General features: G+C 61.0%; 20 protein-coding genes. 8 read left to right on the top strand and 12 right to left on the bottom strand.

Annotated features, from left to right (window positions below; all coding sequences use genetic code 11):
• Positions 1 to 183: 183 nt before the first annotated feature.
• Entirely contained in the window at positions 184 to 1092 is a 909-nt protein-coding gene (locus ACA073_RS06180) for a LysR family transcriptional regulator (protein WP_497402379.1), read from the bottom strand.
• Between the two features lie 105 nt (positions 1093 to 1197).
• Here ACA073_RS06180 and ACA073_RS06175 point away from each other — a divergent pair, with 105 nt between their 5' ends.
• The 3 genes from ACA073_RS06175 (at position 1198) to ACA073_RS06165 (ending at position 4392) form a co-directional block, all read left to right on the top strand.
• The gene (locus tag ACA073_RS06175) at positions 1198 to 1797 is read left to right on the top strand and encodes a short chain dehydrogenase (RefSeq protein WP_497402377.1); all 600 of its coding nucleotides are present in this window, start codon (positions 1198 to 1200) and stop codon (positions 1795 to 1797) included.
• A 232-nt stretch (positions 1798 to 2029) separates the two neighbouring features.
• Positions 2030 to 2683, top strand: a complete 654-nt coding sequence (locus tag ACA073_RS06170; RefSeq protein ID WP_497402375.1) for a COG3650 family protein — start codon at positions 2030 to 2032, stop codon at positions 2681 to 2683.
• A gap of 95 nt (positions 2684 to 2778) precedes the next feature.
• Positions 2779 to 4392: an NAD(P)/FAD-dependent oxidoreductase gene (locus tag ACA073_RS06165; protein ID WP_497402373.1), complete on the top strand. Its 1614-nt coding sequence runs from the start codon at positions 2779 to 2781 to the stop codon at positions 4390 to 4392.
• 134 nt (positions 4393 to 4526) lie between these two features.
• On the opposite strand, the gene ACA073_RS06160 is transcribed toward ACA073_RS06165, so the two are convergent.
• The gene (locus ACA073_RS06160; RefSeq protein ID WP_497402371.1) at positions 4527 to 5621 is read right to left on the bottom strand and encodes a PLP-dependent cysteine synthase family protein; all 1095 of its coding nucleotides are present in this window, start codon (positions 5619 to 5621) and stop codon (positions 4527 to 4529) included.
• A 238-nt stretch (positions 5622 to 5859) separates the two neighbouring features.
• Here ACA073_RS06160 and nhaA point away from each other — a divergent pair, with 238 nt between their 5' ends.
• The gene (gene nhaA / locus ACA073_RS06155) at positions 5860 to 7047 is read left to right on the top strand and encodes a Na+/H+ antiporter NhaA (RefSeq protein WP_497402369.1); all 1188 of its coding nucleotides are present in this window, start codon (positions 5860 to 5862) and stop codon (positions 7045 to 7047) included.
• Between the two features lie 785 nt (positions 7048 to 7832).
• Here the strand turns inward: nhaA and ACA073_RS06150 are convergent.
• Positions 7833 to 8297 (bottom strand): outer membrane lipoprotein, encoded by a 465-nt coding sequence (locus ACA073_RS06150; protein WP_017336812.1) that lies wholly within the window; start codon positions 8295 to 8297, stop codon positions 7833 to 7835.
• 168 nt (positions 8298 to 8465) lie between these two features.
• On the opposite strand from ACA073_RS06150, the gene ACA073_RS06145 reads away from it, so the two are divergent.
• Entirely contained in the window at positions 8466 to 8702 is a 237-nt protein-coding gene (locus ACA073_RS06145; protein ID WP_017336811.1) for a hypothetical protein, read from the top strand.
• Between the two features lie 5 nt (positions 8703 to 8707).
• Here ACA073_RS06145 and pdxH read toward each other — a convergent pair whose 3' ends face one another.
• The 5 genes from pdxH to dinG all read right to left on the bottom strand — a co-directional run bounded on the left by pdxH (position 8708) and on the right by dinG (position 16708).
• A complete protein-coding gene (gene pdxH, locus ACA073_RS06140) occupies positions 8708 to 9355 on the bottom strand; it encodes a pyridoxamine 5'-phosphate oxidase (protein ID WP_497402367.1) in 648 nt (215 codons plus the stop codon).
• 24 nt (positions 9356 to 9379) lie between these two features.
• Entirely contained in the window at positions 9380 to 10471 is a 1092-nt protein-coding gene (locus tag ACA073_RS06135) for an OmpA family protein (protein ID WP_497402365.1), read from the bottom strand.
• 114 nt (positions 10472 to 10585) lie between these two features.
• Complete coding sequence (locus tag ACA073_RS06130) at positions 10586 to 11731, bottom strand: serine hydrolase domain-containing protein (RefSeq protein ID WP_497402363.1); 1146 nt, start codon at positions 11729 to 11731, stop codon at positions 10586 to 10588.
• A 241-nt stretch (positions 11732 to 11972) separates the two neighbouring features.
• Positions 11973 to 14468, bottom strand: a complete 2496-nt coding sequence (locus ACA073_RS06125) for a beta-galactosidase (RefSeq protein WP_497402362.1) — start codon at positions 14466 to 14468, stop codon at positions 11973 to 11975.
• Between the two features lie 95 nt (positions 14469 to 14563).
• Entirely contained in the window at positions 14564 to 16708 is a 2145-nt protein-coding gene (dinG, locus tag ACA073_RS06120; protein ID WP_497402361.1) for an ATP-dependent DNA helicase DinG, read from the bottom strand.
• Positions 16709 to 16807: 99 nt separating this feature from the next.
• On the opposite strand from dinG, the gene ACA073_RS06115 reads away from it, so the two are divergent.
• On the top strand, positions 16808 to 17272 hold the full coding sequence (locus ACA073_RS06115) for a CopD family protein (protein WP_497402360.1): 465 nt from the start codon (positions 16808 to 16810) through the stop codon (positions 17270 to 17272).
• Positions 17273 to 17449: 177 nt separating this feature from the next.
• Here the strand turns inward: ACA073_RS06115 and ACA073_RS06110 are convergent, their stop codons facing one another.
• The 4 genes from ACA073_RS06110 to ACA073_RS06095 all read right to left on the bottom strand — a co-directional run bounded on the left by ACA073_RS06110 (position 17450) and on the right by ACA073_RS06095 (position 20124).
• Complete coding sequence (locus tag ACA073_RS06110; protein WP_497402358.1) at positions 17450 to 18208, bottom strand: collagen-like triple helix repeat-containing protein; 759 nt, start codon at positions 18206 to 18208, stop codon at positions 17450 to 17452.
• Entirely contained in the window at positions 18201 to 18479 is a 279-nt protein-coding gene (locus ACA073_RS06105; protein WP_497402356.1) for a DUF1145 domain-containing protein, read from the bottom strand. The genes ACA073_RS06110 and ACA073_RS06105 overlap by 8 nt, the downstream gene beginning before the upstream one ends.
• 148 nt (positions 18480 to 18627) lie before the next feature.
• Positions 18628 to 19338, bottom strand: coding sequence for a PA1041 family peptidoglycan-binding anchor lipoprotein (locus ACA073_RS06100; RefSeq protein WP_497402355.1), 711 nt, complete (start codon positions 19336 to 19338; stop codon positions 18628 to 18630).
• A gap of 90 nt (positions 19339 to 19428) precedes the next feature.
• Positions 19429 to 20124, bottom strand: coding sequence for a PA1041 family peptidoglycan-binding anchor lipoprotein (locus ACA073_RS06095; protein ID WP_497402353.1), 696 nt, complete (start codon positions 20122 to 20124; stop codon positions 19429 to 19431).
• A 189-nt stretch (positions 20125 to 20313) separates the two neighbouring features.
• Here ACA073_RS06095 and ACA073_RS06090 point away from each other — a divergent pair, with 189 nt between their 5' ends.
• Both ACA073_RS06090 and ACA073_RS06085 read left to right on the top strand, forming a co-directional pair.
• Positions 20314 to 20811, top strand: a complete 498-nt coding sequence (locus ACA073_RS06090) for a DUF6231 family protein (protein WP_497402351.1) — start codon at positions 20314 to 20316, stop codon at positions 20809 to 20811.
• A 4-nt stretch (positions 20812 to 20815) separates the two neighbouring features.
• A complete protein-coding gene (locus ACA073_RS06085; protein ID WP_497402349.1) occupies positions 20816 to 21292 on the top strand; it encodes a YchJ family protein in 477 nt (158 codons plus the stop codon).
• Positions 21293 to 21332 lie beyond the last annotated feature (40 nt).

Here is a 21332-nt window from a genome sequence, read left to right as displayed (position 1 = left end):
AAAAAAAACGGCCTTCGGGCCGTTTTTTCATACCTGCCACAATCTCGCCAACAATGAAGATCCAGTGTGGGAGCGGGCTTGCTCGCGAAAGCGGTGGGTCAGCCAACATTGATGCTGAATGTGAAACGGCATTCGCGAGCAAGCCCGCTCCCACAGTGTTTTGTATGGTGTCAGACATTATCGTTAAAGCCTGTCCAACGCCTCCCCACTGCGCTTAAACCAGCCAATCAAATAATCCGCCAGCACCTGCGTGCGTTTCGGGAGCCCGCCCTGATACGGATGCACCAGGTACATCGGCATGCGACGGGTCTGATAGTCGCGCAGGAGCCAGCGCAAACGCCCGTCAGCCAATTCCGTTTGCAGCAGGTAGGACGGCAGACGCGCAATACCGGCGCCGGCCAGTGCCGCTTTCTTCAGCAGGCTGTAATGGTTGCTGGCAAACGGTCCCGACACCCGAACCCGCAACAACTCGTGTTGCTGGTGATAAAGCCATTCTTCGCGGCCGCTGTAGTGGCTGTTGAGTAAACAGCGGTGTTCCGCGAGAGCTTGCGGCGTCTGCGGTTCGCCATGTTGCTCGAGGTAGGCCGGGCTGGCGCAGGTCATTTCATGCCAGGCCAGCAACGGCCGGGCCACCAAGCGCTCGTCATTGCCTACATCGGAACGAACCGCCAGATCAAACCCGTCGCGAGACAAGTCACGGAAGCTATTGCTGAGATCGAGCTCAATCTGCACGTCGGGGTACTTGTGGGAAAACTCCAGCAACAAGCCATCAAAGAAGGTTTCTCCCAGGGATACCGGAACCGTCATACGCACCGGGCCGGCCATGTCGTCCTTCAACCGTGCCAATGCCTGACGCGCCCTTTCCACTTGCACCACCAGCGCCTGGGCCTGCGGCAATAACGCCGCCCCCGCCGCGGTCAGGCTCAAGCGGCGGGTGGTGCGTTGCAGCAGCACCACGGAGAACCGCGTCTCGAGCAGGCTGATGCGCTTGGACAACTGCCCTTTGCTGCAACCCAGTTGCTGCGCCGCCAAAGTGAAACTGCCCGCTTCGATCAACACCGCAAACGCCGCCAGATCATCCATCTCACTCATGGATTGTTTCCATTTGAAAACCAAAGGTTGCCTATTAGCGCGCTTATCCGCAGAAAAAACCACTCTAGACTGAAGCCACTTTCGATACACACGAGGATGAGCAGCATGAAAGTTCTTTTGATTGGCGCAGGCGGCACCATCGGTTCAGCGATCGACAAGGAATTGTGCGAGCGTCACGAGATCATTCCCATCGGCCGCAACAGCGGCGATTTGCAGGTGGATATCAGCGACAGCGCTTCGATTCGCCAACTGTTCGAACAAACCGGCAAGTTCGACGCGCTGGTCTGCGCCGCCGGCAACGTGACCTTCGCCCCGCTCGGCGAAATGACCGAAGACAGTTTCGCCCTGGGTCTGAAAGACAAGCTGATGGGTCAGGTCAATCTGCTGTTGATCGGTCGCGAATTTGCCAACGATGGTGCCTCGTTCACCTTCACCACCGGCGTGCTCAGCCACGATCCGATTCGCAGCGGTGCCTCGGCAGCGCTGGTCAACGGCGCCCTCGACAGCTTCGTGCGCGCCGCCGCGATTGAACTGCCACGCGGCCTGCGGGTGAACTCAGTGAGCCCTAACGTACTGCTCGAAGCGATGGGTAAATACGCGCCGTATTTCCGCGGCTACAAACCGGTACCGGCAGTCGATGTGGCACTGGCCTACGCCAAAAGCGTGGAAGGCCTGCAAACCGGCCAGACCTTTCACGTCGGCTGACACACCAAACCCCCTGTAGGAGCGAGCTTGCTCGCGATGGACGTTAACGATGAAGTGGGCTGTCTGAATGAACGCAGTGCCCTCAAGTTTTTCGCGAGCAAGCTCGCTCCTACAGAGGGTTCGCCGTGACAAATCAATACAAACTGTTCGACGAGGGCAAATCAAAAGTCACCGGGGTTGTGATGAACGGTCAGGCTGAGTAACGTGGCGGCACTTGTCTGGAGAGCCAAAGATGCGTGTTGCCCGTTCCTTAGTCCTTGTTGCCCTGCTTCCGTTGTTCGCCGCCTGCCAGTTGCTGGATGGCCCGCGTGAAAGTGCTTCCCATGTGGGCCAGACCCGAATGCAGGGTCAACTGACGGCGGCCGACGGCAAGCTGTTGTTCCAGCCATGCAATGAGCAGCGCACTTACGTGGTCAAGGACACCGGCGGCACCAGCGTCCTGCAAGAGTTCGCGACCCTCGCCGATGCCCAGGGCAAGCTGTTCGCTGATGTGCGCGGAAAGATCGTCGACAGCCGCCTCGATCTGGAGCAGCTATACCGTGTCGAACGGTCGGGCAACGCATGCGCCGATCCGAATTTCAAACTGCTGATCCTGCGCGCCGCCGGCCACGGGCCGGAGTGGAACGTCAAGGTCAGCGGCAAAGGCATGGTCATCGACCGTGCAGGTCAACCACCCTTGGCCGTACCTTATGTTGAAGAACAGCTAGGTGATGGCCGCTTCAACCTCAGCACCGAAGCCAACAACCAGCACATCGAACTGTGGGTCGCTTCGCAACGTTGCGTCGACAGCAGCACCGGCAGTGTTCAGCACATGAGCGCCGAATTGCGCATTGATGGCCAGGTTCAACGCGGCTGCGGGTATTTCGGCGGATCGCGCGACGACTGATCGTTTAAGCCTCACGGGACTCGGCTTTTGGGGCTTATAATCGCCGCCTTCAAACGCCCTGGCGCAGTTGTGCGCCCCGCGAACCGGATCCCGTCATGTTACGAATCACTGAACTCAAGCTGCCAATCGACCATCCCGAAGAAGACCTGCGCCCTGCCATCCTGCAGCGCCTGGGCATCGCCAGTGATGACCTGCTCGATTTCACCTTGTTCAAGCGCAGCTACGATGCGCGCAAAAAGTCTTCCGAACTGTGTTTCATCTACACCATCGACCTCACCGCCACGGATGAGGCCGCGTTGCTGCACAAGTTCGCCGATGACCGTAACGTCAACGTAGCGCCGGATGTCAGCTACAAAGTGGTCGGCCAGGCGCCGGCCGATCTCGAACAACGCCCGGTCGTGGTCGGTTTCGGTCCGTGCGGGATTTTCGCCGGGCTGCTGCTGGCGCAGATGGGCTTCAAGCCGATCATCCTCGAACGCGGCACCGAAGTGCGTCAGCGCACCAAGGACACCTGGGGCCTGTGGCGCAAAAGCGTACTCAACCCCGAGTCCAACGTGCAATTTGGTGAAGGCGGCGCGGGGACTTTCTCCGACGGCAAGCTCTACAGCCAGATCAAGGACCCGAAATTCATCGGTCGCAAAGTCCTGCATGAATTCGTAAAAGCCGGCGCGCCGGAAGAAATCCTCTACGTCAGCAAACCGCACATCGGTACGTTCCGTCTGACTGGCGTTGTGGAAAACATGCGTGAGCAGATTCGCGCCCTGGGCGGTGAAGTGCGCTTCCAGCAGCGCGTGACCGACGTGTTGATCGAGGACGGCCAACTGGTCGGCGTCGAGCTCAATGGTGGCGAGCAGATCCATTCGAAACACGTGATTCTGGCCCTCGGCCACAGCGCCCGCGACACCTTCCGCATGCTCCACGGTCGTGGCGTGTTCATGGAAGCCAAGCCGTTCTCGGTGGGTTTTCGCATCGAGCACCCGCAGTCGCTGATCGACCGCGCGCGCCTGGGCAAATACGCCGGCCACCCGAAACTCGGGGCTGCCGATTACAAGTTGGTGCACCACGCCAAGAACGGCCGGTCGGTCTACAGCTTCTGCATGTGCCCGGGCGGCACCGTGGTCGCAGCGACGTCCGAGCCGAATCGCGTCGTGACCAACGGCATGAGCCAGTATTCGCGTAACGAGCGAAACGCCAACTCCGGGATCGTCGTCGGCATCACCCCGGAAGTGGATTATCCGGGCGGTCCGCTGGCCGGTATCGAGTTGCAGGAACGCCTGGAATCCCACGCCTTTGTGCTGGGTGGCAGCAACTATGAAGCGCCGGCTCAACTGGTGGGCGATTTCATCGCGGGCAAGCCGTCCACTGAGCTGGGCAGTGTTGAACCGTCCTACAAGCCCGGTGTTGCGCTGGGTGATTTGGCGCTGGCCTTGCCGGCGTTCGCCATCGAAGCCATTCGCGAAGCCTTGCCGGCGTTCGAGAAGCAGATTCGTGGTTACTCGCTGCATGACGCGGTGTTGACCGGGATCGAAACGCGCACCTCGTCGCCGCTGCGGATTACCCGTAACGAGTCGATGCAGAGTTTGAACGTGAAGGGCTTGTTCCCGGCGGGTGAAGGCGCGGGTTATGCGGGCGGGATTCTGTCGGCAGGTGTGGACGGGATTCGCATCGCCGAAGCCGTGGCTCGCGACATCCTCGGCCTCGAAGCCTGACCCCATTCTTTGTCACAACACAAAACCTGTGGGAGCGGGCTTGCTCGCGAAGGCGGTTTCTCATTCAACAGAGATGTTGACTGATCCACCGCCTTCGCGAGCAAGCCCGCTCCCACATTTTGATCTTCGGTGTGTCAGATATTGGCGCGGAGCACGGTGTCCGGCAACGGCTCCCCACGCTCGACACTCGCCGCCACCGCATCCATCAACCCACTCAATTCATACCCCTGCGCCTTGAGCCAATCCTGATCGTAATAACTGGTCTCATAACGCTCGCCGCCATCGCACAGAATCGCCACGATCGACCCCGACTCCCCCGCAGCCACCATCTGCTGAGCCGCCATCAAGGCGCCGATCAGGTTGGTCCCGCTCGACCCGCCCACTCGCCGTCCCAAACGCTGCGCCAGGTAATGCATGGCCGCCAGTGACAGCACGTCCGGCACCTTGACCATCGCATCAATCACCTTCGGCAGGAACGACGCCTCGACCCGTGGCCGACCGATGCCTTCGATCCGCGAACCGTGATCCAGGCGCAGGCTGGCATCGCCGGTCAGGTAGTAATCGAAAAACACCGAACGCTCGGCATCGGCGCACAGCACGCGGGTGCAATGCTGGCGGTAACGCACGTAACGCCCGAGGGTCGCGGTGGTGCCGCCGGTGCCGGGGCTGGAAATCAGCCAGCTCGGCTCGGGATGCTTCTCGAAACGCATCTGATGGAAGATCGATTCGGCGATGTTGTTGTTCGCCCGCCAGTCGGTAGCGCGTTCAGCGTAGGTGAACTGATCGATGAAGTGCCCGTCGTGCTCGCGAGCCAGGCGCTCGGATTCGGCGTAGATCTGCGTCGGATCATCGACCAGATGGCTCTTGCCACCGTAGAAAGCGATCTGCGCGATCTTCTCTTTGGAGGTGGTTGCCGGCATCACCGCAATAAACGGCAAGCCCAGCAAACGGGCGAAGTACGCCTCGGAAATCGCCGTCGAACCGCTGGACGCTTCGATCACCGGCGCACCGGGTTTGAGCCAGCCGTTACACAGCGCATAAAGGAACAACGAGCGGGCCAGGCGATGTTTCAGGCTGCCGGTGGGATGGCTCGACTCATCCTTGAAATACAACTCGATGCCCGGCAAACCCGGCAAGGGTAACGGGATGAGGTGGGTGTCGGCGCTGCGCTGGAAGTCGGCTTCGATGATGCGGATGGCTTCTCGAGCCCACTGTCGGTTGTCGCTCATGGTGGTTTTCTCGTTGAGTCGGCCTTGTCGCAAGGCTCAGCCCTCAAGCTTAGGAAATATCCGACATCCCGCACAGATACAGCTGAGCTTCAATACGTCCGGCAACTGCTAGGCTGAGGTCCGTGTCGACCTTTCGGCTGTAACGGCATATAACAAAAAAGAATATAACTTTTGTTTTAACAACTAACGGTACGGGTTAGGGTGTGCCACCTTTTGGATAATTCGATGGAGAGCGACCTTGCCTCTGCGTAGCACTTTCACGCGTTTCTTTCAGTTGGAAGCTGCCAGCGGTCTGTTGTTGATCGCCGCTGCAGCCCTGGCTCTGATTATTAACAACTCATCGTTGTCGTGGCTCTACAACGGTCTGCTGGACACCCCCGTGGTCGCCCAGATCGGCGCCCTAAAAATCGCCAAGCCGCTGCTGCTGTGGATCAACGACGGGCTGATGGCGCTGTTTTTTCTGCTGATCGGCCTGGAAGTGAAGCGCGAAGTCCTCGATGGTCAGCTATCGAAACCTTCGCAGATCGTGCTGCCGGGCGCGGCCGCGATTGGCGGCATGGTCGTGCCGGCGCTGCTCTACTGGTTTCTGAACCGCGATAACCCGGCAGCCCTCGCTGGCTGGGCCATCCCGATGGCCACCGACATCGCCTTCGCCCTCGGCGTCCTCGCCCTGCTGGGCAAACGCGTACCGGTGTCGCTGAAGCTGTTCCTGATGACGCTGGCGATCATCGACGACCTCGGTGCCATCATCGTCATCGCGATCTTCTATTCCGGCACGCTGTCGACCCTGTCCCTGGCACTCGCGGCGGCCTGCATCGTGGCGCTGATTGCGATGAACCGGCTCGGCGTGGTCAAGCTCGGGCCGTACATGATCATCGGTTTGATCCTCTGGGTGTGCGTGCTCAAGAGCGGCGTACACGCAACGCTGGCCGGCGTAACCCTGGCCTTCTGCATCCCGCTGCGCACGAAAAACGCCGAGCCTTCGCCGCTGCTGAGCCTGGAACACGCGCTGCACCCGTGGGTGGCCTACGGCATCCTGCCGCTGTTCGCCTTCGCCAACGCCGGCCTGTCCCTGAGCGGCGTGACCGTCGAAAGCTTCACCCACCACGTGCCGATGGGCATCGCGGTCGGCCTGCTGCTGGGCAAGACCCTCGGCGTGTTCGGCCTGACCTGGCTGGCGGTGAAAATCGGCATCGCCGCCCTGCCCCAAGGCGCCAATTGGGGTCAGGTACTGGGCGTGGCGATCCTCTGCGGGATCGGCTTCACCATGAGTTTGTTTGTCGGCTCTCTGGCATTTGTGCCGGGCGCCAGTGAGTACGCCGGGATGGACCGGATGGGGATCTTGACCGGTTCGATATTGGCGGCGTTGATCGGGTATGCGGTGACGGCGGCGGCGAGTCGGAAGAGCGCACTTCAACGGGTTTAGCTAAAACATGCTTTGGTCATCGAGATAATCATTTAACGAATGAGGAAACGGAGGTTTCCTCATTCTTTCATCCGCAATTGCCCACAGAGCCGTCGGACTTGAAGCGCGCTCATTGGGGATACGTATGGCATCCATCTCTCCAGAGTATTTTGGTGATGGAGACCATAAGCGAGGGCTGACACCGGAGCAGGTAATCGAGATTGCTTTGAAGGGTAGAGATACGCCAGATCGGGAATGACCGGACACCTCCATCAACCTGTGGGAGCGAGCCTGCTCGCGAAAAACGTCCGGACAACCCGTTCATTCAGACAGCACGCATTATCGTTGACGTCCATCGCAGGCAAGCCAGCTCCTACAGGGGAATGCGTACGTCTGGAGAGCCAGGTCGGCTGGCAGGCCGCCTCGCGGTGCTGTTGCGGTGCACGCCCCCTCGAGAGGCCGAGCGCAGGTTCTGCGTAGTGGGCAACCCGGCATGGATGCCGGGTTAGCCGCGCACGGCCATGGATGGCCGATCGCGGCGGGCCCACGGAGCAGGACCGGAGCGAGGGCATGCAGAGCCACAGCGAGGCACCGAACGAAAGGGGCAGAAGCGCTTGGTTACTTGGCGCTTTTCCAAGTGACCCGCTGTAAGAGCGGAACCAATAGCAGCCGTTACCACAACAACGGATAAGCTCCCGATCCAAACGGCGTCACCTGAAAATACCTCCATCCCTTGCGATCTATTACTGCACTCGAAAAAAACCCCGACCAGTCACCTGATCGGGGTTTCTTGTACCCGTTCCCGCTTAGTGCGAAACGCGGCTAGTCCCATCAACAGTAGCAATCCGCACCCGCTCACCCACACGGAATACTTCATTCTCCTGAACCTGCTGCACATAGGCACGCATGCTGCCGTCGTCTTCGCGAACGGTGATTTCAACGCCCTGAGCGCGGGTCAGGCCTTCTTCAGTGGCCGAACCAATCAGTCCGCCAGCAACAGCGCCGATGACCGCCGCAACGATGCTGCCACGACCGCCGCCGATAGCGCTGCCGCCAACACCACCGACTGCCGCACCAGCGAGGCCGCCGATCGGGGTCTTGGTGCCTTCGATTTTCACCGGACGCAGGGATTCGATGGTACCCATGCGAACGGTCTGCACACGACGCGCTTCGTCACGGGAATAGGAGTCACCGGTCAAGCTCGATTGGCAGCCAGTGAGCAACATCGCCATCGTGGAAAAGGAAGCAACCAGCAGAACAGACTTACGCATAGCATCAACTCCAAAAGACAGGTATTCATTAAACTCCGCAGCTTGACGCCTGTCACGACGTGGCCCGGATAAAATTGGTTTGATTCAGGCCAGGTACAGGCGCCTCCACGAACTCAGCACACAGTAGCGGCAAACGGCGCAAGCTGCGCCGCTGAACCAGGGATTGTCATGGATTATTTCATCATTGTCGTCACCACTGTCGCCGGTCTGTACTTCCATGGGTGGTTGTACGTACGGATCAAACGCTGGATGGACCGCGACCTGGCGTTAGCCTTGGCTGGTGACGACGAGCATAAAAAAGTCTTCATGCTCCAGCAACTGGCGAACGCTCAGGCGCAGAAGATCAAGCGTCGGGACCTGCCTCAATGGCTGGAAGCCGCTGCGGCAGGCTATCCCGGTCGGTAGACTGCTTAGGGTGCCAGACGTTCAAGAATCCAGTCGGCGCCCTGCGAGCGGTAGTTGAGGCGATCGTGCAGACGGCTCGAACGGCCCTGCCAGAATTCGATGCGCTCAGGCAGCAGGCGATACCCGCCCCAGTGCTCGGGGCAATGAGGCTGTGTATCGCTGAAACGTTGCTCGGTGTTCTTGAGCAGCGCTTCCAGTTCGGCGCGATCGGCGATCACGCGGCTTTGCGGTGAAGCCCAGGCGCCAAGACGGCTGCCCAGCGGCCGGACCTGAAAATAGGCGTCGGACTCCTCAGGTGTGACCTTCACCACCCGACCTTCGATGCGCACCTGGCGCTCCAGGGCCGGCCAGAAAAAGGTCATGGCCGCGAACGGGTTCGCGGCCAGGTGCTGCCCCTTGGCGCTGTCGTAGTTGGTGAAGAACGTGAAGCCGTGTTCGTCCAGGCCCTTGAGCAGCAGAATGCGGCAATGCGGCCGACCGTCCTGGTCGACGGTGGCCAGGGTCATGGCGTTGGCTTCCACCGGCGCCTGCTCGGTTTTCACCGCGTCGGCAAACCACTGATGGAACAGCGCGAACGGCTCGGCCGGGGCTTGTGCCTCGGTCAGGCCATCTCGGGTGTAGTCGCGACGCATATCAGCCAGGCCCTGGGTCATGGCGCATTCCTTTTGGTTAACGAATCACTTTTTCACAGCATCGGCGGCAATGACTTTCTTGTCAGTTGCTGCGGCTTTGGCCGGAGCGGTTTTTTTCGCTGGCGTCGCGGTTTTGGCCGGTGCTTTCTTGGCGGCGGCTTTCTTGGCCGGCGCTTTTTTCGTGGCAGGCACATCGGCTTTCTTCGCAGCAGGTGCCGGGGTGACGGGTTTGGCCACTGGCTTGACGTCCTGGGCTGCGACCAGTTTTACCGGCGCAGGGGCTGGCATGTTGTACTTGCTCAGCAGCGCGACCATGGTGTTTTGTGGAGTCACCAGCAGTTCAACGCGACGATTCAAGGCACGGCCTTCATTGCTGTCATTCGCCGCACGCGGGGCTTCGCCGCCCATGCCACGCAGCATCAGACGATCACGCTGCAAGCCGCTGAGACGGAAGATCGCCGCCACGGCTTGCGCACGCTCCTGACTCAGTTTTACGTTGGCCGGTGCGGCGCCCGAGGTATCGCTGTGACCCAGTACCAGCACGGCCGTCTTCGGATCGACTTCGAGGATTTTCGCCACGCGAGTGAACGGACCAAGGGTGACGGGCAGCAACATGGCCGGACGGTCGGGGTTGAACGAACCTTCTACCGGCGCGGTGACCACCAGCACGTTTTCACGACGCTCGAGTTGCAGGTTGCTGTCCTTGATCGCCTCGCGCAGGCGCGGTTCGTAGTCATCGAGCCAGGCCTGGGTGACTTTCGGATCAGGCATCGGCACGACTTTGGCCGCGCTCTGCTCCTTGCCACCGAACGGCCACCACCACTTGCCACCCGCGTCAGCCTCAGCCTTGGCCACTTCGACCGGCTTGGCTTCAGGTTTTACCTCTGGCTTCTTGTCCACAACCTCATCGGAACCGAACGGCCAGTACCAATGGCTGGAGCTTTCAGCCTTGGCAACCGGGGCCGCAGCGACTGGTTTCACAGGTGTCGGCGCGGGAGCCGGCACTTTCGCCGCGACCTTGTCGGAGGAACCGAACGGCCACCAGCTGCTGCCATCCGAATCATTTTTTGGAGTCTGTGCACAACCGGTGACTGCGACACACAGGGCCAAAGCGAGGGTGGTTTTATTGGATGACATTGGATATCCACAAAAAAGAAGTCATAAAAAAACAGGCCGGCATGACCCGGATAAACAGATGGTTGGAAAACATAATGGCCTTGGGGTTCCGGCCCTGGAGCCCGTGAGCGCGTATTACAGACAAGTGGCCAGTACCCGCGCCAGCTTTTGCGCGCGCGGATCCATCAAGACGTAAGGCCCCAGTGTATTTGTCACAAAACCGAAGGCGACATCGTGCTCAGGGTCAGCAAAACCGATGGAACCGCCCGCGCCCGGATGGCCAAACGCCCGTGGGCCGAGGCCGTAGGTGGCGTTAGGGACGTCCGGTTGATCGAGCATGCAACCCAGGCCGAAACGGGTCCGGGTCAGTAAAGTCTTGTCTTCGCCGAGGCTGTGCTCGCGGGTCAGCTCGTCGAGCATCTCGCTTTCCAGCAGGCTGCCGTCGAGCAGTCCGGCGTAGAACCCGGCCAGGCTGCGGGCATTGCCGTGGCCATTGGCCGCCGGTTGCTGCATGCGCCGCCACTCGGGTTTGTTGGTGCTGGTCAGGACCGACGGCGGGTTGGTGAACGCTCGCGTGGTCATGGCCGTCGGTTCGCGCATCGTCACTTGCAGCAAGCGCTGGGCGGCGGCATCGCCGACATTGCCCTTGCCACGGGCGATGTGCGCCACGCGATGGAACTCTTCATCCGCCAGACCGACATGGAAATCCAGCCCCAACGGTTTGGCGACGCGGGCCACGATGGACTCGCCCGGCCCACGACCGTCGGCCCGACGCAGCAACTCACCGACCAGCCAGCCGTAGGTGATCGCCGCATAACCGTGACCGGTGCCCGGCGTCCACCACGGCGATTCGGCGGCCAGGGCATCGACCATGGTATGCCACTCGTAAAGCGCCTCGGGAGCCAGCAACTCGCGCAATGCCGGCAGACCGGCCTGATGGCAGAGCAATTGACGCAGGGTGACGGATTCCTTGCCGGCGGCGGCGAATTCGGGCCAATAACGGGCAACCGGGGCATCCAGTTGCAGCTTGCCTTCGGCCACCAGTTGCAGGGCTGTGACGGCGGTGAAGGTCTTGGTGCAGGAGAACAGGTTGGCGAGGGTGTCGCTGTGCCAGGCCTCATGGCCATCCTTGTCGGCGGTGCCGGACCAGAGGTCGACAACTGTTTCGCCACCGACCTGGATGCACAGCGCTGCGCCACGTTCCTGGGGATCGTCGAACAACGCCGCGAACGCCTCACGCACCGCTTCGAACCTGAGTTCGTAATGACCCTGAATCTGCACCCGCTACTCCCTTGGACAAACGCTTACAAAGTGGCCCGCATTGTTCCAGCCATTGATGGTTTTGGGAACAGGGGCGGGCTGGGCGGTCGGTTGGCCCATGCCACTGATCAGAAATCTATGGTGTTTGTGCGGACGCCTTCGCGAGCAAGCCCGCTCCCACATTCGACCGAGTTGTCCACACGTACGCGGTCTAGTGTGGGAGCGGGCTTGCTCGCGAAGAACGATGACGCGGTCTCAGCTGTTAATGGCCATTCCCGGAATGCCCACCCGCCTGCCCGGCGCCCTTCCCCAGGCCTTTGCCGGCCTCAGCTTTTCGCCCGCCTTCGGCGTCATGGCTGGCTTTATCCGCTTCAGCCTTGGCCTTCTCGGCCTCTTTACCCAACTGATCGACGACCGCCAGGTTGCTCTTGCGCACACTGTCGACAAAGCCCTGAAACGGCAGATCGGTAATGCCCACCAGACCAAAGTGCCCGTTCTCGCCATCCAGCAAACGGCCGGTCACAGGTTGATCGAGGTACTGGAACCAGTGCACGCCAACAATCGACGGCTCACTGAGTGCCTGTTTCAGGAAGTTGGCGTAAGCCGGGCCGCGGTCTTCTTCCTTGGCCAGTTGCGTCACGCCGCCCCAGAACGGGCCGCGATCGGCCGAGCCGAAGTTGAATTCGGTGATCAGCACCGGCTTATCCAGGCTGCGCAATTTCGCGAAGTTGTAACCGTCCTGCGGTTGCAGGGTGTACATGTTGAAGCTCAACACGTCGCAATACTGCGCGCAGGATTCCACGGCTTCCGGGGTGCTGATGGCGAATCGGCCGCCCAGCAACAGTTGATTCGGCGCGTGCCACTTCAGCGAGTCAGAAATGGTTTTGAAGTACGTGTCGGCGAAGACCTTCTGGAAGTATTTGAAGTCGGCCTCGATTTCCGGGTGCTCGGCGCTTGGCAACGGTGGCACGAAGCCAGGGTCTTCCATCAATTCCCAGGCCGGCAAGTCGATGCCCCAGGCTTTGGAAAGGCCTGCCTGATTGCGGTATTTGTCGCGCAATTGCTTGAGGAACGCGCGTTTGGCCGGCACGTCCGTGGTCATTTTCAGAGTGCCGTAGGCCAGGGCGTAGCGGGCTTTCGGGTCGTCACCGGGACCGGCCCAGGCCAGTTCGTTGTCGGCGAAGTAACCGATCAGCCATGGGTCGTCGCGGTGGTCGCGAGCGGCGATGGCCACGGCACGTTCGGTGGCCATGGCGAAACGCGGGTCGAACGGGTCAGGCATGCCGCCCCACCAGTCGGTGCCGGTGCTGATGCTGGCGTAATCGCCGACGATCGACAGCGGCAAGGTGTAGGGCACGCGATCAGCGTTGGCCAGTGACGGGGCGCTCCAGTTGCCGATGGTGTTGAAACCCCAGGCTTGCAGGCGATCCAGGGTGTGGCTGGCCCAGCGTTGTTCATCAATCACCGCTGTGCAGGGCTCGGCGGGTTTCTCCTCAGCTGCTTTCGCGACCGTTGCTTCCTCTGCGCCAGTCTTGGCAGATTCGGCAACACCGGCTTCGGCCGTGGAAGGAGCGACGGGTTGCTCAGCGGCTTTTTCGACCGTCGCCTCAACCGCTTCGGCGACACCGGTCTTGGTGTCGCTGCCCAGTGCGCAAGGGGCGCCATATAGGCGCTGCAGGTTGGCGCCATAGAAGTCGTACCAGCGACCGGCGTTGTAGGCACGGCCCTGATCGACGCCATTACCGCCACGGTTGTCGCCTTCGCCAAAATGACTGGCCAGCGGCTCATCGGGTTTTGGCAGCGATTCGAACATCCATTCGCGGCCGGCGATGTAGGTCCGGTTGACGTCCGGGGTAACGGTGTTGACTCCGAGCGAATAAAACGGATGCCCTTCCGGTGTCACCAGATACCAGCGACCGTCACGTTTCTCGGTGCGAAAAAAGCCGCTGGCCTTGAACGCTGGGCCTTTTATCCAGCCACCGAATTTGTCCAGCGATGACTTCTCACGCTCGGCCAACCAGGTTTTGGTGTGTTGCTGTTCCTTGGCGGCGGCACTTTTGAGTTGCTCGTCGCTGCTGACTTTTTCCGGCCACTTGGCACGGGTCGATTGACCGAAAGCGTCCACCAGGCCGCCGTAAACGGCTTGCGTCACGCCCTCGCCGTCCTGCACGCCAAAGCGCTCAAGCAGAACGCTCTGCGCGACGTTCGGCTGATCCATCGACAAGGTCACCGACACCACCTGACTGCGATCCAGTTCACCGGCGCTGCTGGCCAACAGGATGCGTTGACCGTCGACGGTCATCGGCATCGGCGGCCCGGCCTTCATGCCTTGGCTCAGCGGCGAAGTGGCGACCAATGGCACCAGCAGCGTTTGCGCAGGACCGGCCGGCAAATCGACGCGACTGATCAGCGTCTTGCCATCGTTGCTCTGGATTTTCACGTGGAGGGTCACGGCCCAGTTCATCGCGCTCTGGATCCGCAGGCTCATCACGCCCGACTGCGACCAGTCCCACGCACCGGTCTGCGGGGTCAAACGCAGGGTTGGCTGGGCAACTGGGTTGAACGTCACCCGGCGCAGCACTTCGCCTTCGGCCGTTTGCTCCGCATTGGATTGCGGCAGGCTGGCGTCCTGAGTCGCTACCTGAACCACGTCGGTGGGGCGCACAAAGTTGAACAGCGTCTGCTGGCCTGCAGGAGCGGCGAGCAGAGGCGTGGTGAACAACAAGGCAAAAACAGCAGGCAACGAGCGGCGAATCATGAGAACGAAAATCTCCCTAACGACCAACAATGGCCAGTGGAAAAGCGTTGGCAGAGAGATAGACAACACGGTGGGCAAAATCGCCCACCGGTGTATCAGGAAATTTCACGACGGAATGGCGGCAACGCATTGAGGATGGCTTTGCCGTAACGCTGGGTGACCAGGCGCCGGTCAAGCAAGGTGATGGTGCCGCGGTCTTCTTCGGTGCGAAGCAAGCGACCGCACGCCTGGACCAGTTTCAGCGACGCGTCCGGCACGGAGATTTCCATGAACGGATTGCCGCCCCGTGCTTCGATCCACTCGGCCAGTGCGGCTTCGACCGGATCATCGGGCACCGAGAACGGAATCTTCGCGATCACCACGTGCTCGCAGTACGCACCCGGCAAGTCGACCCCTTCAGCAAAACTCGCCAGGCCGAACAGCACGCTGGAATCGCCGCCGTCGACCCGCGCCTTGTGCTTGTTCAGGGTTTCCTGTTTCGACAGGTTGCCTTGAATGAACACTTGCTTGCGCCAGTCGCGGTCAAGGCCGTCGAACACGTCCTGCATCTGCTTGCGCGACGAGAACAGCACCAGCGTGCCGCGCGAACCTTCGACCAGTTGCGGCAGGTCTCGGATGATCGCGGCGGTATGGGCCGGTGCATCACGCGGGTCGGCTTTCAGGTCCGGCACCCGCAGCACACCGGCGTCGGCGTGATGGAACGGGCTCGGAACCACGGCGGTCACGGCTTTTTTCGGCAGGCCGGCACGCATGCGGAAACGGTCGAAAGTGCCGAGTGCGGTCAGGGTCGCCGAAGTCACGAGCGCGCCATAAGCGACGTTCCACAGGTTGCGACGGAGCATTTCCGCCGCGAGGATCGGGCTGGCGTTGACCTCGATGTCGAACAGCGAACCGCTTTCGGCCAGGGTCAGCCAGCGCGCCATGGGCGGATTGTCTTCCGGGTCTTCAGCGGTGAACGCGCCCCACAATTCCCAGTTGCCCGACGAGCGCGACAACAGGCTGCCGAACAGCGGATACCACTCTTCGGCCTGGTTGCTGGCGATGCCGATGTTGACCTCGCCATCCATGCCTTCCTTGAGCAGTTCGGTGAGCCGGGTGAACAGGTCGGTGAGGCGGGCAAAGGCTTTCTTCAGCTCGATGCCCATTTCACGCATGTGCTCGGGAATCACCCCGCCGACGAAACGGTGACGCGGCCGCTCACGGCCCTCGACGTCTTCGCCGGGTTTGAAATCGGCGACCTGTTCACAGGCAGTGAACATGAACTGTTGCTGGGTTTTGATCTCGCGGGCCAGTTCCGGCACCTGCTCGATCAACTTGCCCAAGTCACCCGGCAGCGGGTGCTGGGCGAGCAACTTGGTGAGGTTCTTGGCGGTGGTTTCCAGCCAGTCGGTGGTGGAACGCAGGCGCGTGTAATGGGCGAAGTGGCCGATGGCCTTGTCCGGCAGGTGGTGACCTTCGTCGAACACGTAGATGGTGTCGCGCGGGTCCGGCAGGACAGCGCCGCCGCCCAGGGCCAGATCCGCCAGAACCATGTCGTGGTTGGTGACGATCACGTCGACCTTGCCCATGCCTTCGCGCGCCTTGTAGAAGGCGCACTGGCCGAAGTTCGGGCAATGACGGTTGGTGCACTGGCTGTGATCGGTGGTCAGGCGCGCCCAGTCGGCGTCTTCCAGGGCGGTGGACCAGCTGTCGCGGTCGCCGTCCCATTTATTGCCGGCGAGTTTCTCGATCATGCTGGTGAACAGCTTCTGACTGGCCTCATCGACCTCAATCTTGAAGCCTTCTTCTTCAAACAGCTGCGCCGTGGCGGTTTGCGCGTGGCCTTCCTGGAGCAACATGTCGAGCTTGGACAGGCACATGTAGCGCCCGCGGCCCTTGGCCAGGGCGAAGCTGAAATTCAGCCCGCTGTTGCGCATCAGGTCGGGCAGATCCTTGTAGACGATCTGCTCTTGCAGGGCCACGGTGGCCGTGGCGATCACCAGGCGTTTGCCGGCGGCCTTCGCGGTCGGGATCGCCGCCAGGCTGTAGGCCACGGTTTTTCCCGTACCGGTGCCGGCTTCCACCGCGACAATCGCGGGGTCGCCACTGCGCCGGCCTTCGTCGTCGGTGTCGATGTCACCGAGGACTTTGGCAATTTCGGCGATCATCAGGCGTTGGCCGTAGCGCGGCTTGAGGCTCTTGGCTTCGAGAAAACGCGAGTAGGCGCCCTGGATCGTGGTTTTGAGTTCGGTGCTGATCATGGATTGTCGGGCGCAAAAAACGCTGGATAAATTTTCAGTGGTTCGGATCGGCCGCTATCATACCCCGCTAATTAATCCCGCGCAGAACGGAGTACCTCAATGACACCTTTTGGCATCGTTTACACCCTGCATGTCCTGTCCGCCCTGGTGTGGGTCGGCGGCATGTTTTTCGCCTGGATGGTCTTGCGTCCCGCGGCGATGAAGGCGCTGGAAGGCCCTGCCCGGTTAAAACTGTGGGTAGAAGTGTTTCAAGGTTTTTTCCGCTGGGTCTGGGTGGCGGTGCTGCTCTTGCCGATCAGCGGCGTGGGCATGATCCATCTGCAATACGCCGGTTTTGAGACCGCGCCGCGTTATGTGCAGATCATGATGGGGTTGTACGTGGTGATGACCGCGCTGTTCATCCGGATACAGGCGTTGCTGTTGCCGGAACTGCGCACGGCGGTGGCGGCGCAGGATTGGCCGACGGGGGCTGCGGTGCTTGGGAAGATTCGCAGGTTGGTGGGGATTAATCTGATGGTTGGGTTGGTGCTCGTTGCGATCGCCTCAGCCCGACCGATGTTCTAGAAGCTTCGCGGATTTTGTGGGAAGAGGACTTTGTGGCGAGGGGATTTATCCCCGTTGGGCTGCGAAGCGGCCCCAATCCGGAATCCGCGGAGCCTGATTTTACGACTGCTGCGCAGCCGAACGGGGATAAATCCCCTCGCCACAAAATCCCCTGGCCACAGGGGATATCGGTGATTCTTACAACCGCTGAACAGTCACCGAACCCGCCGCACCCGCAGGTCCCGGCTGGCCGTCAGCGCCGGGTTTGCCGCTCTTGCCGCCATCGGCCTTGTAAACGAAGCAACCCTTGGCCTTGCCGCCCGCTCCCGGCTTGCCGCCAGGACCGGCCAGACCACCCGCGCCGCCCGCCACTTGAACCTTGATCTGCTCCGCCGGGTAATCGCGCGGCACTTCCAGCCTGACCAGTGCACCCGGCGCCCCCGGTTGTCCATCGCTGCCATTACTGCCATCGGCACCGCGACCGGCCTGACCCCAGGTGCAGCCCGGTGCCTGACCATTAGCGCCGTCGAGACCGACAAAACCCGGTGCCCCTGCGCCGCCGCGTGCATCGACCAACAACTGCGGTGCATTCAGTGCCTTGATCTGCACATTCAGATTGCGCCCCGAGCGGGCCGCCTTCAGGTAAGTGCCCGGCGCGCCGCGAGCGGTGATCTGGCTGCCTTCGGAGAGCCGGGCACGATTGATCTTCAACTCCAGGGCATTTGCGCTCGGCACGATGGCAATCCGCGCTTCACGCCCCAGGTGCAATTCGCCGACAGTGATTTCGGTCACGTTCGAGGGAATCAGTAACGTGCCGTAATCGGCCACTTCCAGGCGTTCCAGCTGCAAAGTGCTGGCGGTGTTGGGCAGGCGCATCAGCGAGTTGGTTTCGACGCTGACCACTTGGGCGCAGGCGAGCGGGCTGATGAGAGCGGCGAGCAGACAGAGTTTACGCATGGGATGCCTTTGGTACGGCGGGAGCCGGAATGGTTTGCAGGTGGAAAACACCGAAAAAGACAATCTTCAAGCGATCACGCCAAGGGTGGGCGCGACCTCTGAGGCTGCGGAAACAGAACACCGCCTCAAGAAGATGAAGGGACGCCAACAGGCCGCCGGCCAGATTGACCAACTGGTGCAGAGGATGGACAAACGGCGTCATCAGATTGACCAGCACCACCAGCCAGAACAGCAGGGTCAGCAGCTTCCCCAGCCCCCAAAACACCTTCATACGCTCCCCCGTTGAGAATTATTCTTTGCGCGCACAGTAACGGCTTCCACGCGAGATAAGCCAGAGGCCAACGGAAAAATCTTCATGAAGGCCGCTGAATGGCTGTCGGAACAATTGAAATGGCTGCCCGACGGCTCTATCACGCGGCTCAGCGATTGATGTGCAATTCCACGCGACGGTTTTTCGCGCGCCCTTCGTCTGTTTCGTTATCGGCCACGGGCTGACTTTCGCCCTTGCCTTCGCTGGTAAGTTTGTTCGGTGCCAGGCCCATGCCCAACAGATAATCCGCCACGCTGCTGGCGCGTCGTTCCGAGAGCGCCTGGTTATAGGCGTCCGAACCGTTGCTGTCGGTATGACCGACCACCTTGATGCTCACCACATCAGCGCTTTGCAGTTTGGGTATCAGCGCATCCAGCTGACTCTCCGCCGACGGCGTCAGCTCGGATTTGTCGTAGGCAAACAACACGTCGCCCGCATCGCTCAGTGTGATGACTTCGGTTGACACAGGTTTCACGCTGGCCGGGTACGGCGGCAGCGGACAACCGTGATGTTCGACCGGGGTATTGGCCGGCGTATCGGGGCAGCGATCACGTCGATCGAACACACCATCGTCATCTTCATCGCCATCCTGGGCGTAACAGATCAAGCCGCCAGTCAAGATACCCAGTGCCGCTCCGCCCGCCGCCCAACCGCTACTCTCCAGAGCGCCCAGGCCTCCACCGACCAGACCGCCGATAACGCTGCAGATCGGCCAGGTACGTTGATTGAGAGGGGCAGTGCCATCGCTGTGAGTCGCGCAACCGGTCAACAGGCTGCCAAGCAGCAGAACCGGCAGGACGTTCCTTGGGAGAAGGCTCATGGTTGAAGCTCCTGTGTGACCGGCAGATGCCGGTTACACAGGAGTAAAGACCCGCATCCGCGACTGCACAAGCCGCGGAGTGCGAGGGGGTCAGCGGTTGATTTTGATTTCCGTGCGACGGTTCAACGCACGGCCGTCAGCAGTTTTATTGTCGGCCACCGGCTGGCTTTCACCGGCACCGGTCACAGACACGAAGCTGCTGCGTGGTACGCCCTGGGAAATCAGGTATTCAACCACCGAGTGCGCGCGACGATCCGACAGTTTCTGGTTGTAGGCATCGCTGCCCACGCTGTCGGTGTGACCGGTCACGGTCAATTGAGCGGTGGAAGACTCCTGTTTCAGGCGTGTGGCGATGGTATTGAGTACATCTTTATCGGAAGGGGTGAGTGTGGCTTTGTCGAACTGGAAGTGAACATCGCGGATGACAATGGTTTCTTCCTTGACCACAACCGCCTCTTCAACCACTGGCGCAGGGACTGGTGGTGGGCAACCATCGGCATCGACCTGTACGCCTCTAGGCGTACCCGGGCACTTGTCGCGGCTGTCCGGCACGCCATCGCCGTCTTCGTCGCCATCACCGTGAACCCAGCAATAGGCTGCAGCGGTACCGCCGACCAGCAGCGCGCCATACCCTGCCCATGCCGAGCTCTCGGTCGCGCCGAGACCCGCACCCACAACACCGCCGACTGCCGCACAGGTCGGCCAGTCGGTTTTCTGCAAACCTGCGCAACCAGTCAACACACTGGTTAGCAGAACCAAGGGTAATGCTGTCCGAACTATGCTCATCTAGTTTTCTCCTGAGGGATCGGCTTAGAACCGATGCAGGGAGTAAAGACCCGAGTTTTCATCTCCGCCAGCAATAGGCCATGGCTGTTTGGTCCCGTGTTCACGGGTGATCGGCACTTTTGACGCTAAGCCGCTCTATATCTGGGCGTTTGGGCAGGCTAGTCTTGGCGCTCTGATTGAGGATCTTCGATGACTGCAGGTATTTCTTCGCGCACGCCGCAGCAGGCGCTGGCCGCTTTGCTGGATCGTTACGCCCCGCCGCGCCTGTTGCTGCTCGGCGCCAGCGAATTCCCGGCGCTTGAGGCGTTCAAGCTCGCGCACCCGGACACTTGCGTTGCGCATGCGGCGCCCGGACCATTGCCGGCCGAGCTGGCGGCGCGAAGGTTTGATCTGGCGCTGGTGGTCGATTGCCTCGAACACTTGCCCAAACGCGAGGGTCTGAATTTGCTCGGCGGGATCCGCAACCTCAATGCCAGTCGCATTGCGGTGCTTGCGGACTTGCCGGCCAGTGGCTGGCAGGAAACAGATTTTTTCTCCCTGGCCCTGCAAGCCAGCGAACGTTTCCAGCGCGACGATCAAGTGCTGACCCTGTTTACCTACGATCTGCTTGACTACAAACAAGTCCCCGACTGGCTCAACTCACGGTTCTGGGCCAATCCGGAAAACTTCGGGAAATATTGGTGGTAACGCGATGAGTACATCCATTTGCCCTTGCGGCAGCGGCACGCTGCTCGACGCCTGCTGCGGTCATTACCATGCCGGTCACCCGGCCCCCTGCGCTGAAGCCTTGATGCGGTCGCGCTACAGCGCTTATGTAATGGGCCTGATCGATTACCTGGTGGCGACCACCCTGCCTGCACAACAGGCCGGCCTCGATCGTCAGTCCATCAGCGACTGGAGCGCCCAAAGCACCTGGCTGGGTCTGGAGGTGGAAAGCTCCGAGGTGTTCGGCGGTCAGCCGGAACACGCGTTCGTGACGTTCACCGCCCGCTGGCACGACGGCAGCGGCGAACACAGCCACCGCGAACGCTCGTCGTTCGTGCAGAACGCCGGCCACTGGTATTTCATCGACCCCACCGTGCCACTCAAGGTCGGACGCAACGATGCCTGCCCTTGCGCCAGCGGACAGAAGTTCAAGAAGTGTTGCGCGGGGTATTTCGGCGCGTGAGGTGACGCAAAAGATCGCAGCCTTCGGCAGCTCCTACAGT

The organism is Pseudomonas sp. LBUM1670 (assembly GCF_059695695.1).
Note: the sequence above shows the minus strand (reverse complement) of the source record. Positions and strands in the feature narration are given on the sequence as shown.